Below are 15,619 nucleotides of genomic sequence, written 5' to 3'. Positions count from 1 at the left end.
GCCTCCGGGAGGCGTGAGCGGACGGGCGTCAGCCCCCGTGCCGGTGAGCACCGGTGCGGGGGCCGGCGAGGGGAGCGGGCGGGATCAGCAGGTCCCGGCCGGGCGGTTGCGCGCCACCAGGTCGTCGCGGCCCGGGGTGGCGTCCAGCCAGACCACCCGGGTGCCGTGGTCGGCGGCGGGGTGGAGCTGGCTGCCCCGGTTGCAGGAGACCCGAACGGGCGTGCCGCCGGTGACCGGGAGCTGGTAGAGCTTGGGGAGCGCGGCGTTCGACCAGCCGCTGCTCGGCCGGGGGCTGCGGTGCTGGAAGGTGACGACCTGGTCGGAGGCGGTGAGCTCCAGGTCCGCCGGGGTGTACGGCGCGCCGCCGGGCAGCAGCTCGTTCACGCCGGAGCCGTCCGGGGCACCGGACTCGATGGCGAACCCGCCGGTGCGGTCGGCCGGGGCCTGCAGCCAGAGCAGCCGGCCGCCGGCGAGCAGCGGGGTCGCGACGTACGGCGCCTTGTCGCCGTTCGGGGTGCTGACCGGGTACTGCGCGGTGACCCGGCCGGTGGCGACCGAGAAGACCGTCGGTGCCTGGACCGTCGCGTCCGGGGTGGTCCAGGTCTCGATCCAGCCGAGCAGGCCGTCCTTGAAGGTGAGGGAGGAGGCGGTGAACGGCGAGAGGTCGTGGCCCTCGGGCAGCGGGAGCTCCACCGGCGCGGCGCCGGCGCGGGAGAGGTTGACCCGGCTGCGGCCGGTCTCGCCGTCGGTCACCACGAAGGCGATGTCCCCGCCGGATATCTGCACGCTGACCGGGGACTGGGTCGAGGACCGGAAGACGCTGCGGACCGGACCGCCGGACAGCGTGCGGGTCAGCACCTCGGTCGCCCAGGTGCCGGTGGCGTCGGGCCCGATCGCCAGCCAGACGGCGGACTTCCCGTCGGTGGCGGACCAGCCGTGGATCCGCTCGTCCGCGGGGCTGAGCCGGGTCGGCGTGCCGGGGGCGGTGGTGGAGCCGGTGTACAGGGCGACTCCGCCCCCGCCGGTCGGGTCGTCGGCGTTGCCCATCACCCAGTGGCCCCCGCCTGCGGACGGTCCGACCGGGGTGGAGGCGCCGCGCAGCAGCGGGCGGCTGTCCGTGTCGATCCGGCTCTGCCAGCCGGCCCGGATCCCGTGGGCGTCGAACGCCGCCGCCACCGAACGGAGTTCGGCCCGGCTGAGGCCGAGCGAGCGGCCCGCGGCGAGTACCGCGTTGCGCCCGTCGACGAAGTCGTCCAGCGGGGTGAGGTACTCGGCGAGCGCCCGGTAGACGAGCCGGTCCGCGGCGAGCGGGTCGAGGGTGCGCCGGATGTCCCACAGCGCCCCGCTGAAGATGGTGGAGTTGAGGTGCACGCCGCCGTTGTCGAGGTCGAGCCCGGTGCCGAGGTAGTCGTCGACGGTGGTGCGGCGGTCGTCAAGCCTGCGGTTCGCGCACGCCTCGGGGGTGCCGGTGCGGCACAGGCTCTCACCGAGCAGGGCGGCCTTCGGGTCGGTCATCGACAGCCCGCGGGCGGTCACCTCGACGGCGTTGCCGAAGTAGTCGGCCAGCGCCTCGTTCATCGCGCCGGACTGCCCGGCGTACTCCAGGTCGGCGGTGTGCTGGATGACGCCGTGGGTCATCTCGTGGCCGGCCACGTCGAGTGCCGCGGAGAACTGGCGGTACTTGTCGTCCCCGTTGCCGTAGATCATCTTCCGCCCGTCCCAGGAGGCGTTCGGGAAGGGGGCGCCGCCGTTGCTCACGTTCACCACGGAGGTGATCGGGCTGCCCTTGCCGTCCAGTCCGTCCCGGCCGAGCCGGGTGCGGTAGAAGTCGTACACGGCCGCGGCGTTGACGTGGGCGTCGGTGGCGCCGCTGGTGCCGGTCGAGGCGGGGAAGTCCGGCCCCGGGGAGCCGACCGGGAGGAGGCCCTCGGGCAGGCTCCCGAACGCCGTGTAGCTCCGCCCCTCCCCGTCGTAGGTGGCTATGCCGCCCGCCCGGGTGAGGTCGACGAGCCGGTGGCTCCCGTCCGGTTGGCGGGCGGTGTGCACCGGCACGGTACGGCCGAGGAGGTCCGGCGCGGTGCCGGTCGCGGGCTCGGCGGCGGATCCCGCGGGCACCGCGGTCGCAGCGGGCGCAGCGGCGGCGGCGCGGGCGCCGACGGCACCGGAACCAGCACCAGCACCAGCACCGGAACCTGCGCCGTCGGCCTGGTAGGGGGACCGGGCGTCGTGGGCGAGGGCGACCACGCCCAGCCTGGCGTCCACGTAGACCTCGCGGACCAGCGGGCCGCCGGCCGCCGGGTCGGCGGCGCGCACGGTGAAGTGCCGGGCGAGCCGCCCGGCACCGCCGGGCAGGACGACCGGGCCGAGGTCCTCGACGGTGGCGCCGTCCCGGGCGCGCGGGTCCTTGACCGCGCCGAGCGCGGCGCCGCGCAGCGCCGCGACCGGAGCGACGGCGGTGGTCGGCACCGTCAGCCCGGTGAAGTACTTGCCGCCGACCGACTCCACCCGCCGGTCGGCACCCTCGCCGACGAGGCGGACCAGGTACTGCCCGCCGAGCACCGGCACACCGCCGTGGTACTGCTGGAACCTGACGGTGTGCCGCCCCTCGGCCGTGCGCTCGACGGCGAGTACGGCCAGCTGCCCCGGGTCGATCCGGTACCGGTCCGGGTGGGCCGCGAGGTGCGCCAGGGCCGCCTCCCCCGGTCCGCCGGGCACCGCCGCCTCGGACAGCCCGGTCACCAGCTGCGGGGCGGCGGTTCCCTCCCCGGCCACCAGGCCGGGGACGGGATCGGGGTCGGTGCCCGGGCCCGGCGGTGCGGCCAGGGCGGGCGACGCGGTCAGGGTGAGCGCCAGCGCCAGGCTCAGGGCGGCGCCTGCGCCCGCGCCGAGCGCCTTCACGGCGGGACGGGAACGGTGGTGCACGAGGGTCCTCCACGGGATCGACAACGGTGGAAGTGCCGCGAGAGCGGCGATGTGACGAAGAGTCAACCGATGCTCGATCGTGGACGGCCGACCCGTCCAGGTCGTCGGGCGAAAGTGCAGCGGGGAACCCGAACCCCTGCGCACGGGCACAGCCGACTCCTGCCCGAACGGGCACGAACCGGCTCCCGCCGCCGCGAACCGCTCCCCCGGTCCCGCCGAACCACCGAGTCGACGAACCGACGAACCGACGAACCGCCGTCCCGGACCCGCCGACCGGGGCCGGAACGACCGGGCGACCGCGTCGCGGCTGGGCCGGGCGGGTGGGGTCGGGGGTCTACCGGTGTGGTGCCAGGGCGTGCCGACGAGGGTCGGCGGGAGGCTGGCGCCCTGGAGTCAGGAGAGCGTGTGAGCGAGCACAGCCGTCGGGGTGTCCGTGTCCCATCGACCACGGCCGGGGAGCGCACGGCCGGTGACGCCGGTGTGCTGGGGACCGCGCTCGCCGTGGTGCTGGCGTTCTCGCTCGCACAGGGTTCCTGGCAGTGGTTCTCGACGTATCTCGGTGTGACGCTCCTGACGGTGGTCCTGTCGTTCGGGCGCGTGCCGGTGCGGGAACCGGGCCGTGGGGCCTCCTACACGTGGACGCTGGCGGCGTACTCGCTGGTCGTGGGCCTGTGCGTGGCCCTGGCGCTGGCTCCGGCCCTGCAGCGCTGGGACTGGCTGTTCCCCATGCCGGGCACGCGGCAGGAGTGCGTGCAGGCGGGCCGGTACGAGAGCCTGCGGACGCAGGCCGCCCTCGGGGACCTCGCCGGTCGTGACGCGGACGCGCTGGCGTTCGCCCAGCAGGAGCAGAGCCGCGAGGCCGTCGACGCCTGTCTGGCGGCCACGACGACGCGGTGGCTGCCGGTGTACGCGCTGGGCGCGGCTCTGCTGGTGGCGGCGGGTTCGTCGGTGCGGGGGCGGGCCTGGACCCGCGGGACGGCCGCCGGGCCGGACTGACCGGCCCGGGCGGGGTGGGTGTGGGGGTGCGGGGGTGTGGGGGTGTCGGGTCAGGGGCGCCCACCGGGCGGCGTCGGCTGCGGGGCGGTGGCGGTTCCGGCGGCGACGTCGGTGACGACGTCAGCGGCGACCTCGGCGGCGAGGCCGGTGGCCGGCTCGGCCGCAAGGTCGACGAACAGGGCGGCGGACCAGCCGAAGCCGGAGGTCGCGCGCCCGGCGCGGGCGCCGGTCAGGGGGTTCCAGTACTCGTAGAGGCCGCCGGCGTCCCGGACCATGGCCAGGGTCCGCCGGTGGAGCTCGTCGGCGGTGGCGGCGAAGCCCGAACGGCGCAGGCCTTCGACGAGCAGGTAGTTGATGTTGAGCCAGACGGGGCCGCGCCACATCGCGTCCGGGTCGAAGGCGGGGTCGTCGAACGCCACGGTCGGCACGGGGTGCCGCCCCCAGTAGGCGTCGGAGCGCAGGGTCTCCTCCAGCCGCGCGGCGATCCCGGCCGGGAGGCGGCCGGTGAACAGCGGCATCAGGTCGAGTGCGGTCCGGACGGGCACGTCCGTGCTGTCCGCGAGGGTGCGGAAGCGGGTGCCGTCCCAGCGGCGGGCGACCAGGCGGTCGGTGTGGGCGGCGGCCCGCGAGCGCCACCTGGCGGCGTCCTCGGTCAGGCCGAGGTCGTCGGCGATGTCGGCCAGGCAGTCGGCCTGGTGGATCAGGTAGGAGTTGAGGTCGGGGGGTTCGGCGCGGGGGCCGTAGTCCCAGATCGGGCTGTCGTCGAGGCCGGAGGAGTAGGGGTGGAGGTAGGCGGGCAGGCCGTCGCCGTCGGGGTCGGAGGCGGTGAACCACCACTCGTGGGCGCGGACGAGCCGGGGGTAGACGGCGGCCAGGAACGGCAGGTCCGGGTCGGTCTCGTGGATCTTCCGGACGGCCCACGCGGCCAGCGGCGGCTTGGTGACCGGCACCGGTCCCGGGGAGGGTGCGGTGCCGTTGGCCCGGCCGACGTGTTCGCTGAGGCGGGCGTGGTCGGCGCGGGGGAGGTCGGTGGTCTCGGCGAGCACGCCGTGGTCGTGGACGACGTCCGGCAGCCGGCCGTCGGGCAGCTGGTGGTCGAGGATCAACAGGATCTGGTCGCGGGCCAGCGCGGGCGAGACGTGGCGCAGGGCGACGGCGTGGAAGAGGGCGTCCCAGTTCCAGACCCCCACGTAGCCGTACTTGGACGGGACGAGCCCTTCCCGGCCGGCGATCGGCAGCAGGTTGACGGCCAGGGTCCACCAGGCCATCCGGGCGCGTTCGGCGAGGTCCGGCCGCACGGGCGGCAGGCGGGCGAACCAGTCGTCCCAGCGGGCCTCGGCCGCGGCCCGGACGGCCGGACCGGACCAGTCGCCGGGCGGGCCGGCCAGGACGTGGCAGCCGGTCAGGTCGAGGGTGCGCGCCGTGCCGTCGGCCGGCAGCCAGGAGGCCTGCGCGTCGCGTCCGGCGATCACCAGGGTGGCCGGGTCGGCGAACAGCAGGGACACCCCGCCGGCGAACTCCACCCCGGTGGGGGTCGCGGAGACGACGGGGAGGTCGTGTCCGGCCCGGTCGCGGACGGTCAGCGCGGTGAGTTCGGTGGTCCGTGCGAGCGGGGTCTCGTACTCGGCGCGGGCGACGCGCAGCCCGTCCGGGTGGGCGGTGACGAGCAGGCGCGAGCCGCGTTCGGTGAACGGCCGCTCGACGAGGTCGAGGGTGAGCATCAGCGTCCTCCCAGGCCCGAGGAGGCCATGCTGTTGAGGATCTTGCGCTGCCCGACGAGGAAGGCGATGAGCATCGGCACCACCGTCATCGCCGACAGCGCGGCGGTCAGCCCGTAGTCGACGCCGCCCCGCTGGGAGTGGAAGGAGTCGAGCAGCAGGGGGATGGTGAACAGGTCCGGGGTGTTCAGGAACACCAGCGGGAAGAAGTAGCTGTTCCAGCTGGCCAGGAAGACGATGATGCCCAGCGTCCACAGGCCCGGCCGGATGTTGGGCAGGATGATCCGCCAGAAGATCGTCCAGCGGCTCGCCCCGTCGATCCGCGCCGCGTCCTCCAGTTCGACCGGGACGGCCCGGATGAACTGGCGCAGCAGGAACACCGCGAAGGGGTTGGCGACGGCCGGCAGGATCAGGGCCAGGTGCGAGTCGATGAGCTGGAGCTTGGCGAGCATGATGTACAGCGGCACGATCGTGACCTGGGCCGGGACCATCTGGGTCGCCAGGAAGAGGCCGAACAGCGGCCCCGAGCCGCGGAACGGGATCCGGGCGAAGGCGTAGGCCGCCATGGCGCCGGTCAGCAGGGTCGCCGCGACGGTGACGGCCGCGATGTACATGCTGTTCCAGTAGGCGCGCCCGAGCGGCACCTCGGCCAGGACGTCCGGGTAGTTCTGCGGCCGCCACGGCCCCGGCAGCCAGGCGAGCGGGTCGTTGATCATCTGGGTGGCGCCCTTGAACGAGGTCAGCATCATCCAGATGAACGGGAACAGCATGAGCAGGCCGCCGGCGGTGAGGCCGGTGTGCAGCAGGAGGGTCCGTCTGCGGTTGGTCATGGCGCCCTCACGACTCGTAGTGGACGAAGCGCTTCTGCGCCTTGAACTGGACCGCCGTGACGAGGAGCGTCAGGAGCAGCAGGATCAGGGCGGCGGCGCTGGAGAGGCCGAAGTGGAACTCGCGGAAGCCCTGTTGGTAGACCTTGTAGACGATGGTCTGGGCGCCCTCGTTGTGGTCGGGGTTGACGAGGACGTAGATCAGGTCGAAGGCCTGGAAGGAGCTGATCACCGAGACCACGACGGTGAAGAAGACGGTGGGCGAGAGCATCGGGAGGGTGATCGAGCGCAGGGTCTGCCACGGGCCGGCGCCGTCGATGCGGGCGGCCTCCAGCAGGTTCGTCGGGATGGTGGCGAGGCCGGCGAGGAAGATCACGACGTTGAGGCCGAGGGAGGACCAGATCGTGACGACCGCGATGGCGGGCACCACCCAGGTCGGATCGGCGAGCCAGTCCGGGAGGGTGATCCCGAAGAGGTCCTGCACGGTGCCGTTGAGGATGCCGTCGGCGCCGCCGCCGAGGATCATCTGCCAGATCACCGACACCGCGACCGAACTGGTCACCACCGGCAGGAAGTAGACGACCCGGTAGGCGGTGCGGCCGCGGACGCCGTGCAGGGCCAGGGCGAGCAGGAGGGCCAGGACGAGGCCGCCCGGCACGGTGATCAGACCGATCTTGACGGTGTTCCACACCGCGCGCCCGAAGTACGGGTCGGTCAGCTGCGCCCGGAAGTTGTCGAGTCCGACCCAGGTGGCGTCGCCGATGCCGTCCCACTCCATGAAGGACAGCACGACCGCGAACCCGAGCGGGCCGACGAGGAACACCAGCAGGGCGAGGAGCTGGGGGGCGAGGAAGACCACGGCCCACCGGCGGTCCCGCCGGCGCCAGAGCGGCTCGCGGCCGCTCCGTGCGGGGCGGGACCGCCGGCGTGCCACGGCCTGGGAGACGGCGCTCAACCCTTCGGGCCCTTCATGCCGTCGACCAGGGTCTGGAGCTGGGTCATCCCCTCGTCGAACCCGACCTTGCCCTCCCAGATCTTCATCAGGTGGTCGTTGATCGCCTTGGTCAGGCCGGGGACGGCGACCTCGTCGGGGTAGTTGGCGAAGCCCTTGTCGCGGACGTCCAGGAAGGTCTGGGCGTGCGCCGGGTAGTTGCCCTCGGTCACCAGGCTCTCGGCGCCCTTGATCGACGGCACCGCGCTGCCGCCCTTGAGGCGCAGCTGCTGGCCCTCCTTGCTGACGAACTCGCTCAGGAAGGCGAAGGCCTCCTTCATGTGCTTGGTGTCCTTGTTGACGGTCAGGTAGGAGGCCGCGACCGCGCCCGGGATCGGCTGGCCGGACTGGGAGGGGAACGGCACGACGTCGTAGCTGGAGCGGTCGCCGCCCTTGTCGATGCCCTCGATGACCCAGCGGCCCCCGGCGTAGAAGCCGGCCTTGTGCTTGACGAACTGGGTGGCCGCGCTGTTGCCCTCGGGCAGCAGGTCGGCGGAGGCGAAGGTCTTGTCCTTGTAGCCGTCGGCGAGGGTCTTGAACGCCTGCCGGGCCTTGGGGTCGGAGGGCGCGACGAACGCGCCGTTGTCCCACACCTTGCCGCCGAAGCCGTTGACAACGCTGTAGTTCGCGCCGTACCAGTTCCAGAATATGGAGCCGTACCGGCCCGAGTCCTTGAGCTTGGCGTTCATCTCCAGGTACTTGGCCATGGTCCACTGGCCGGCCTCGTTCAGCGCGGCCGGGTCCTCGGTGATCCCGGCGGCGGCCAGGGCCTTCTTGTCGAACCAGAGGACCTCGGGGTTGGTGTCGTTCGGGACGCCGAAGGTGACACCGCCCTTCTTCGCCCCGCCGTAGATGCCCTCGAAGAAGTCCGAGGGCTTGCTCCTGCTCTGGGGCCCGGCGAGCTGCTCGTCGAGCGGGGCGAGCACGCCGTCGGCGACGAGCTTGCCGATGTAGTCGTCGCCGACGTAGAAGACGTCGGGGGCGGTCTTGGAGGTCAGCTGGGTGAGCAGCTTGGGGTGGTAGTCCTCGTAGGAGGCGACGGGCTCCAGCTTCAGCGTGATGTTCGGGTGCTTCTTGGTGAACTCGTCGGTGAACGTCTTGAAGACCGCCATGTCCTCGGCCGAGCCCCACGTCGACCAGCGCAGGGTGACCTTGCCGTCCTTCGCGTCGCCGGCGGAGCCCGCGCCGCCGCTCCCGCTGCACGCGGAGAGGGACAGCGCGACGGATGCGGCGACGGCGACCAGGACTGTTCTTCTCGTGAAAGCGGACATCGGATGCCTCCTGGGGCTTTCATGACAGGGGGGTGGGTGGAGCGGGTGGGTGGGGCGGGGTGCTGCACGCGGGTGGCGCGGGGTGGAGCGGGGTGGAGCGGGGGTCAGGCGAGGCCGCCGCCGTCGACGACGAGGGCGGAGCCGGTGATGTAGCTGCTCGCGTCGCCCGCGAGGAACAGCACGGCGCTCGCGATCTCCTCCGGCGAGCCGGCCCGGCCCATCGGCCGGTCGGCGGCGTCCTTCTCGAAGGCCGACCACTCCACCTGGAGCTGGCGCGCCTCGTCGCGGAGCATGGACGTCATGGTGTCGCCGGGGTTGACCGAGTTGACCCGGATCCCGGCCGCCGCGTGGTCGATGGCGAGGGCGCGCGTCATGTTGACGACCGCGGCCTTGGAGGCGCAGTAGGACAGCGCGTTGCCGCCGCCCTTCAGGCCCCATCCGGAGCCGGTGTTGACGATCGAGCCGCCCTGGGTCATCGCCGGGATCGCGAAGCGGCACATCAGGTACACCGACCTGACGTTGACCGCCATCACCCGGTCCCAGTCGTCCACGGAGATCTCCAGCGCCGTCTGGCGGCGGATGATCCCCGCGTTGTTGAACAGGACGTGCAGTCCGCCGAACCGCTGGACGGCGACGTTCACGACCTGCTCGCAGTCCACCTCGGACGAGACGTCGGCCCGCACCGACACGGCGCGTCCGCCGGCCGCCTCGATCTCGCGGACCACGTCGGAGGCGTCCGCCACGTCGGCGACGACCACGGCCGCCCCCTCGGCGGCGAACAGCCGCGCGGTGGCACGGCCGATGCCCGACGCGCCACCGGTGACGACGGCGACCTTGTTCTGCAACGTGTTCATAGATCCTCACTCGCTGACTGGATGCGGTACATCACTGACTCGCGGTACCCGGTGACCACCCGGGCGTGCCCGCCGAACGCCGCGTCGGCCGCGGCGTCCCCGCTGTCCACGAGCAGCGGCCGCCCGCCGAGGGCGGCGAGCTTCTGCTGGGTGGCCAGCACGACGATCCCGGCGAGCGCGTCCAGCACCCGCGGGCTGAACTGCTGGTTGCCACGGCCGATCACGAAGCCCTGCCCGCCGATGACGGACAGCACACCATGTGTGACCTGTGACATGGCAAGGGCATGAAGAGTCCGCTCGGTGACGTCGGAGGCGAGCAGGACGCCGTCCCGGACCACGTCGACCCCCAGCGGGGTCAGCTCCAGGCCCAGCGCCCGGCCCACCGCGAGCGTCGTCGCACCGGGTCCCAGCGCGTAGGCCGCGCCGGGCACCATCGACGCCACGACCTCCCGCGCGATCGACTCCGCCGACCCCGGCGCCGCGCCCGACGAGCCGCTCTTGCGGCCGCTGAGCCGCGCCCTGGCCGCCGGCACCCGCAGCGTCCCGTACAGCCGGGCCCCGACCCGCCCCGACCGGTACGCGTCCTCGTCCAGGTCGACGACCTCCGCGTCGAGCGTCGTCCCGTCGAAGGCCGAGGCCGTCGCGCCCGCCGCGGACGGGCTGACCGCGAAGCAGCCGGAGTACACCTTCACCCCGGCCGGGACTCCGAGCACCGGCCCCCGGGGCCCGGCGTCCAGCACGTCCCGCGCCGTGCCGTCCCCACCCGCGAACAGCAGCAGGTCCACGCCGGCGAGCGCCGCCACCGCCGCACGGGTGTCCGCCGCCCCGGTGGTGGCGGCCCCGGCGCCCGCGGCCGGCCGGGGCCGGTGGGCGACCTCGTACGGGACCCCCGCCGCGACGGCGCTGTCCTCGCCCATCGCCCCCGCCACGGTGCGCACCAGGACACCCGGGCGCCGCCGGCGCAGCGCCGTCAGCGCGACCGCCGCCCGCTCCCCCGCCCGCGGGACCGAACCCAGGGCGAGCGCCCTGGCCTGGACCTCCGGGCCGTCGCTGCCCTTGAGGGCCACCGGACCGCCGAGGCCCGCCACCGGGTTCACCACCAGGCCGACGATCACCGGCGGTGCTTGCGGCAGTAGGCCCGCCAGCTCGGCGACCACTGGGCCGGGTCGTCCAGCGAGGTCGCGTCGATCCGGTGGACGGTCTGGTTGTAGGGCGCGTTCCTCACGAACTCCGGGTCCTCCCGGGCCTCGGAGGCCACGTGGGCGAGGATCGCGGCGTACTCGTCCAGGTCCTCGCGGGAGTAGGACTCCGTCGGCTCCAGGGTGAAGGGCTCGGGGACGACGTAGGGGTGGTGGCTGGTCCAGTAGTGGACGCCGAAGTCGGAGGCGCGGACCCCGATCTCCTCCGAGTGCACCCCGGTCTCCTCCGCGAGGTCCTGCCAGGAGTAGCGGACCTGCTCCACCCGCCGCCGGTCCGCCCACGGGACGGAGGCGCCGGGGATCCGCAGGACCTTGTGCATCAGGTAGTTGTTGTTGAGGACGGCCGTCTCCGCGACCTCCCGCAGCCCCTCCGCGCCGAGCGCCATCACCCACGCGTAGGCGCGGACCACGTTCGGGGTGACCCCGAGGAACGGCCGGATCTTGCCCACCGACCGCTCCGGCGTGGCCAGCGTGTAGGCCGCGCCGTCCCGGTCGACGACCGGGCCGGGCAGGAACGGCACCAGCGCCTCGGAGACCCCGCACGCCCCCGCCGCCGGACCGCCGCAGGCGTGCGGCGTCGAGAAGGTCTTGTGCAGGTTGAAGTGGCACAGGTCGAACCCGGCGTCACGGGCCCGGGTGATCCCCAGGATCCCGTTGGCGTTCGCCTGGTCGTAGCAGGCCAGACCGCCCGCCCCGTGGACCAGGTCGACGAACTCGCGGATCCTCGGGTTGAAGATCCCGGTGTCCTCCGGGTTGGTGATCATCAGCGCCGCGGTCCGCGGACCGACGGCCGCCCGCAGCGCCTCGATGTCCGGGAGGCCCTCGGCGTCCGGCATCAGCGTGACGACCTCGTAGCCGGCGACCTTCGCGCACGCCGCGTTCGAGGGGTGCGAGAACATCGTGGTGATGACCTGGTCGCGCTGCCCGCCCTCCCCCCGGGAGGCGTGGTACGCGCGGATCATCGCGATGTTCGCGTAGATCGCCGCCGAGCCCGCGCCGGGCTGCAGCGAGACCCTCGCCATGCCGGAGATCTCCTTGAGGATCTGCTCCAGCCGCCAGTAGATCTCCAGCACGCCCTGCACGGAGTCCTCGGGCTGCAGCGGGTGCAGCTCGGCGATCTTCGCGTCGCGCACGAAGGTGTCGTTGACCTTCGGGCTGTACTTCATCGTGCAGGTGCCCTGGCCGACGTCGATGTTCAGGTCGGCGCCGAGCGTCTCCTGCGAGAGCCGCAGGTAGTGGCGGACCACCTGGTTCTGCGACAGCTCCGGCAGCGCGGGCGGCGTACGGCGCCCGACCCCCTCGGGCAGGACGACCGGCGGCGCGTCCGGAGCCGGCACGCCCACCCCGCGCCGCCCCGGCCGGGACAGCTCGAAGATGACCTCCTCGTCCCAGCGGGCCTGGTGGAAGCGGCGCAGGGCGGGCTTGGGAGCGACCGGCAGGGTGGCGAACGATTCTCCGTGCGAACTCACTTGGTGCCTCCGAGGGCTGACAGGGCGTCCTTGACGGCCGCCGCGAGGGTGTCGATGTCGGCGATCGAGTGCCGCTCGGTGACGCACACCAGGACCTCCCCGGGGCCCAGGCGCACCCCGCCGAAGATGCCCCGGCTCCGCAGCGCCGCGAGCAGCCCGTCGGCGTCCGGCACCTCGACGGCGAACTCGCGGAAGTGGAAGGCCTCGCGGTGCCGGACCGCGGCGCCGGCCGAGGCGAGGGCCTCCATGGCGTACCTGGTCCGGGCGAGGACCGTCTCGCCGAGCTCCCGCATCCCCTGCGGGCCCATGAGCGCGAGGTAGACGCCGGCCGTGATGCCCCACAGGGCGGCGGCCGTGCCCACCCACTCCTTGCCCTCCTCGCGCAGCGCGAAGGACGTCCGGTCGTAGTAGACGTCGCCGAAGCCGTACTCGCCCTCGACGGCGGTCGGCGCGATGCCGAACAGGCGGGAGGGGAACTCCGCGACCAGGCGCTCCTCGTCGCGGCTCGCGATGAACCCGGCCTGGCCGCCGCCGTACTGCTGGTGCATGCCCAGCGACTGGATGTCCCCGCACACCAGGTCGGCCCCGTAGGTCGCGGGCGGCGCGAGCACGCCGAGCGAGACCGGGTCCGTCCCCACCACCAGGAGGGCGCCGACGCCGTGCGCCAGGTCGGCCAGCTCGCGCCCGCGCGTCTCGATCACGCCGTAGACGTTGGGCGTCTCCAGGTAGAGCGCGGCGAAGGTGTCGTCCAGGCGGACCTCCCCCGTCTCCCCCGAGCCGGCCACCGGGGCGAGCACCACCTCGACGTCCGGGGCCAGGTAGTCGCGGATCTTGGCGAGCTTGTCGGCGGCGACCGCGCCACTGACCAGCACCCGGCCGCGCCCCGTGTAGCGCGCGGCCATCCGCAGCGCCGTCCCCGCGGCCTGGAAGCCGTCGTAGGTCGGCACGTTGACGACGTCCATCTCCAGCAGCTCGGCCATCATCGAGACGTACTCGAAGAGCGCCTGGAAGCGGCCGTGGTCCTCGTACGGCTCCCCCGCGTAGGCGGTCAGGAACTCGCTGCGCCCGTTCACCTCGTCGCACACCGCCGGGACGTGGTGCGGGTAGCAGCCGTGCCCGAGGAAGCTCAGCGCCTCGGTGGTGTCGGTGTTGCGGGCGAGCAGGCCGCGCATGTGCCGCACCAGGCCCTGCTCGTCCGCGAACGGGGCGGGCAGGTCGAGGGGGCGGTCCAGTCGGAGGTCGGCGGGGATGTCGCCGTAGAACTCGTCGACGGCGCCGGCCCCGATCTCGGCGAGCATCGCCGCCCGGGCCTCGGGCCCCGCGTTGGGGATGTAGGGATGGGTCACGGACAACACTCCTCGGGCTTCAGGACCACGGCGTCGCGGGGCGCGAGCAGCACGTGGCCGTGCAGGGGACGACCGGTCAGCAGGTCGGTACCGGCGGTGGGCAGGGGCACGGTGGCCGCGGCGGCCCCGTGGTTGAGCAGGAACAGGAAGTCGCCGCGGCGGCAGGCCTCGACGCCTTCCGGGAGGTCGGTCCCGACGACGCCGGCGGCGGCGAGCACCTCGTCCAGCAGCGGCGCCGGGTCGTCGGGCAGGCAGCCGAGGTAGGTGACGGCGCCCCGCCGGGTGACCGCGGCGCGCCCGTCCAGCGGGCCGCCCTCGTAGCGCGCCACGACCTGTGCGTCGTCGACGGCCAGCCACTCGCTCCAGGTCCGGACCGTCAGCCGGGTGCCGTCCCGCGTCACCACGTCCTGGGTCCGGCCGTCGGGGACCGGCCAGAACTCCTCGACGCGCACGCCCAGCAGCTCCCGCAGCGGCCCGGGCGCACCGCCCTCGTGGACCTGGTCGGCGGCGTCGACGACCCCGCTGAACGGGCCGACGACCAGCCGGCCCGGGAAGGCGGCGAGGTTCGCGGCCTGCTCCGCGGTGCACAGGTAGAGGTTCGGGACGACGACGACCTTGTACGAGGAGAGGTCGCGGTCCGGGGGCGCGAGGTCGACGGCGATGCCGCGGGCGTGCAGCGGCGCGTACCAGGAGAGGAGGAGCGCGTGCAGCCGGAGCCGGTTCGACGGCAGCGACTCCGGTGCCTCCAGGCCCCACCAGCTGTCCCAGTCCAGCACCAGCGCCACCTCGGCCCGCGTCGTGCTGCCCGCGACCTCGGCCAGCCGCCGCACGTCGGCTCCCAGCGCGAGGGTCTCGCGCCACTGCCGGGTGTCCGTCCCGCCGTGCGGGAGCATCGCCGAGTGGAACTTCTCCGGCCCGTAGGCGGCCTGGCGCCACTGGAAGAACATGACCCCGTCCGAGCCGTGGGCCACCGCCTGCAGACTGTGCAGGCGCATCACGCCCGGTTCCTTGGGGACGTTCACCTCCCGCCAGCTCACCGCGCTCGGCGCCGACTCCAGGAGCAGCCACGGCTGCTGCTTCAGCGACCGCATCAGGTCGTAGCTGAGCGCGGCCTTCACGTGCGCCGCCGGGTCGGCCGGGTCGGGGTAGGCGTCGTCGCTGACGACGTCCTCGGCCGCGGCCCACTTCCAGTAGTCGAGGTGGTGCAGGATGCTCATGAAGTTCGTCGTCACGGGGACGTCCGGGGTGATCTCCTTGAGCACCCGGCGCTCGGCCTCGAAGCAGGCGAGCAACGCGTCGCTGGAGAACCGCCGCCAGTCCAGGACCTGGGCCGGGTTGACCGGGCCGGGCGCCTTCCGGGGCGGTTCGACCTGGGCCCACGCCGTGTAGTGCTGGCCCCAGCAGGACGTCCCCCAGGCGGCGTTGAGCGCCTCCGGGCTCCCGTAGCGGGCGGTGAGCCAGCGGCGGAAGTCGCGCGCCGACTCCTCGCAGAAGCACTCCACGGTGTGGTCGCCGTACTCGTTGCCGACGTGCCACATCACCAGCGCCGGGTGCTGCCCGTAGCGCTCCGCCATCGCACGGGCCAGGCGCTCGGTGCCCTCCCGGTACACCGGGGAGGAGGGGCAGTAGCCCTGGCGGGAGCCGAACTCCAGCCTGGTCCCGCCCGCGTCGACGGGCTGCACCTCGGGGTGCTCCCGCACCAGCCACGGCGGCGGTGTCGCCGTGGCGGTGGCGAGGTCCACCGCGATCCCGTGGGCGTGGAGCAGGTCCAGGACCCGGTCCAGCCAGCCGAAGTCGAAGACCCCGGGCGCGGACTCCAGGCGCGACCAGGAGAACACCGCGACGGTCACGACGTTCACGCCGGCCTCGGCCATCAGCCGGACGTCCTGCTCCCACACCTCCTCGGGCCACTGCTCGGGGTTGTAGTCGCCGCCGTACAACAGCCCGGGCACCCGCGTCAGACCCATGCCGCACCTCTCGTCGCCCCTGACCGCATTTTGTATTCAGAATGCATAGTGCAGTACTC

Annotated in this window: 11 protein-coding genes; 1 reads left to right on the top strand and 10 read right to left on the bottom strand. The window is 73.5% G+C overall.

Features of this window, described 5'->3' with window-relative positions; genetic code table 11:
* Window positions 1–84: 84 nt before the first annotated feature.
* Complete coding sequence (locus AC067J_RS23665; RefSeq protein ID WP_478302240.1) at window positions 85–2,922, bottom strand: M4 family metallopeptidase; 2,838 nt, start codon at window positions 2,920–2,922, stop codon at window positions 85–87.
* A gap of 405 nt (window positions 2,923–3,327) precedes the next feature.
* On the opposite strand from AC067J_RS23665, the gene AC067J_RS23660 reads away from it, so the two are divergent.
* On the top strand, window positions 3,328–3,918 hold the full coding sequence (locus AC067J_RS23660) for a hypothetical protein (protein ID WP_478302238.1): 591 nt from the start codon (window positions 3,328–3,330) through the stop codon (window positions 3,916–3,918).
* A gap of 50 nt (window positions 3,919–3,968) precedes the next feature.
* On the opposite strand, the gene AC067J_RS23655 is transcribed toward AC067J_RS23660, so the two are convergent.
* From AC067J_RS23655 to AC067J_RS23615, 9 genes are all read right to left on the bottom strand, one after another.
* Window positions 3,969–5,639: an amylo-alpha-1,6-glucosidase gene (locus tag AC067J_RS23655; RefSeq protein ID WP_478302236.1), complete on the bottom strand. Its 1,671-nt coding sequence runs from the start codon at window positions 5,637–5,639 to the stop codon at window positions 3,969–3,971.
* A complete protein-coding gene (locus AC067J_RS23650; RefSeq protein ID WP_478302234.1) occupies window positions 5,639–6,466 on the bottom strand; it encodes a carbohydrate ABC transporter permease in 828 nt (275 codons plus the stop codon). The genes AC067J_RS23655 and AC067J_RS23650 overlap by 1 nt, the downstream gene beginning before the upstream one ends.
* Before the next feature lie 7 nt (window positions 6,467–6,473).
* Window positions 6,474–7,418 carry a carbohydrate ABC transporter permease gene (locus AC067J_RS23645; RefSeq protein ID WP_478302233.1) on the bottom strand — a complete coding sequence of 315 codons (945 nt, stop codon included), beginning with the start codon at window positions 7,416–7,418 and terminating at the stop codon, window positions 6,474–6,476.
* Window positions 7,415–8,725, bottom strand: coding sequence for an ABC transporter substrate-binding protein (locus AC067J_RS23640; protein WP_478302231.1), 1,311 nt, complete (start codon window positions 8,723–8,725; stop codon window positions 7,415–7,417). Before AC067J_RS23640 ends, AC067J_RS23645 begins: the two co-directional genes overlap by 4 nt.
* A 104-nt stretch (window positions 8,726–8,829) precedes the next feature.
* Window positions 8,830–9,579: an SDR family NAD(P)-dependent oxidoreductase gene (locus tag AC067J_RS23635; protein ID WP_478302230.1), complete on the bottom strand. Its 750-nt coding sequence runs from the start codon at window positions 9,577–9,579 to the stop codon at window positions 8,830–8,832.
* Window positions 9,576–10,694 (bottom strand): ATP-NAD kinase family protein, encoded by a 1,119-nt coding sequence (locus AC067J_RS23630; protein ID WP_478302228.1) that lies wholly within the window; start codon window positions 10,692–10,694, stop codon window positions 9,576–9,578. The genes AC067J_RS23635 and AC067J_RS23630 overlap by 4 nt, the downstream gene beginning before the upstream one ends.
* The gene (gene gcvPB / locus AC067J_RS23625) at window positions 10,691–12,247 is read right to left on the bottom strand and encodes an aminomethyl-transferring glycine dehydrogenase subunit GcvPB (RefSeq protein ID WP_478302226.1); all 1,557 of its coding nucleotides are present in this window, start codon (window positions 12,245–12,247) and stop codon (window positions 10,691–10,693) included. The genes AC067J_RS23630 and gcvPB overlap by 4 nt, the downstream gene beginning before the upstream one ends.
* A complete protein-coding gene (gene gcvPA, locus AC067J_RS23620; RefSeq protein WP_478302224.1) occupies window positions 12,244–13,593 on the bottom strand; it encodes an aminomethyl-transferring glycine dehydrogenase subunit GcvPA in 1,350 nt (449 codons plus the stop codon). Before gcvPA ends, gcvPB begins: the two co-directional genes overlap by 4 nt.
* Window positions 13,590–15,560: a beta-galactosidase gene (locus AC067J_RS23615; RefSeq protein ID WP_478302222.1), complete on the bottom strand. Its 1,971-nt coding sequence runs from the start codon at window positions 15,558–15,560 to the stop codon at window positions 13,590–13,592. Before AC067J_RS23615 ends, gcvPA begins: the two co-directional genes overlap by 4 nt.
* Window positions 15,561–15,619 lie beyond the last annotated feature (59 nt).

It is taken from the genome of Kitasatospora sp. NPDC042419 (assembly GCF_056437345.1).
Note: the sequence above shows the minus strand (reverse complement) of the source record. Positions and strands in the feature narration are given on the sequence as shown.

What these genes read in the sequence shown, in the direction of transcription:
- AC067J_RS23635 (WP_478302230.1), bottom strand. Translation starts at nt 9,579, where the DNA reads ATGAACACGTTGCAGAACAAGGTCGCCGTCGTCACCGGTGGCGCGTCG.
- AC067J_RS23655 (WP_478302236.1), bottom strand. Translation starts at nt 5,639, where the DNA reads ATGCTCACCCTCGACCTCGTCGAGCGGCCGTTCACCGAACGCGGCTCG.
- AC067J_RS23650 (WP_478302234.1), bottom strand. Translation starts at nt 6,466, where the DNA reads ATGACCAACCGCAGACGGACCCTCCTGCTGCACACCGGCCTCACCGCC.
- AC067J_RS23640 (WP_478302231.1), bottom strand. Translation starts at nt 8,725, where the DNA reads ATGTCCGCTTTCACGAGAAGAACAGTCCTGGTCGCCGTCGCCGCATCC.
- AC067J_RS23615 (WP_478302222.1), bottom strand. Translation starts at nt 15,560, where the DNA reads ATGGGTCTGACGCGGGTGCCCGGGCTGTTGTACGGCGGCGACTACAAC.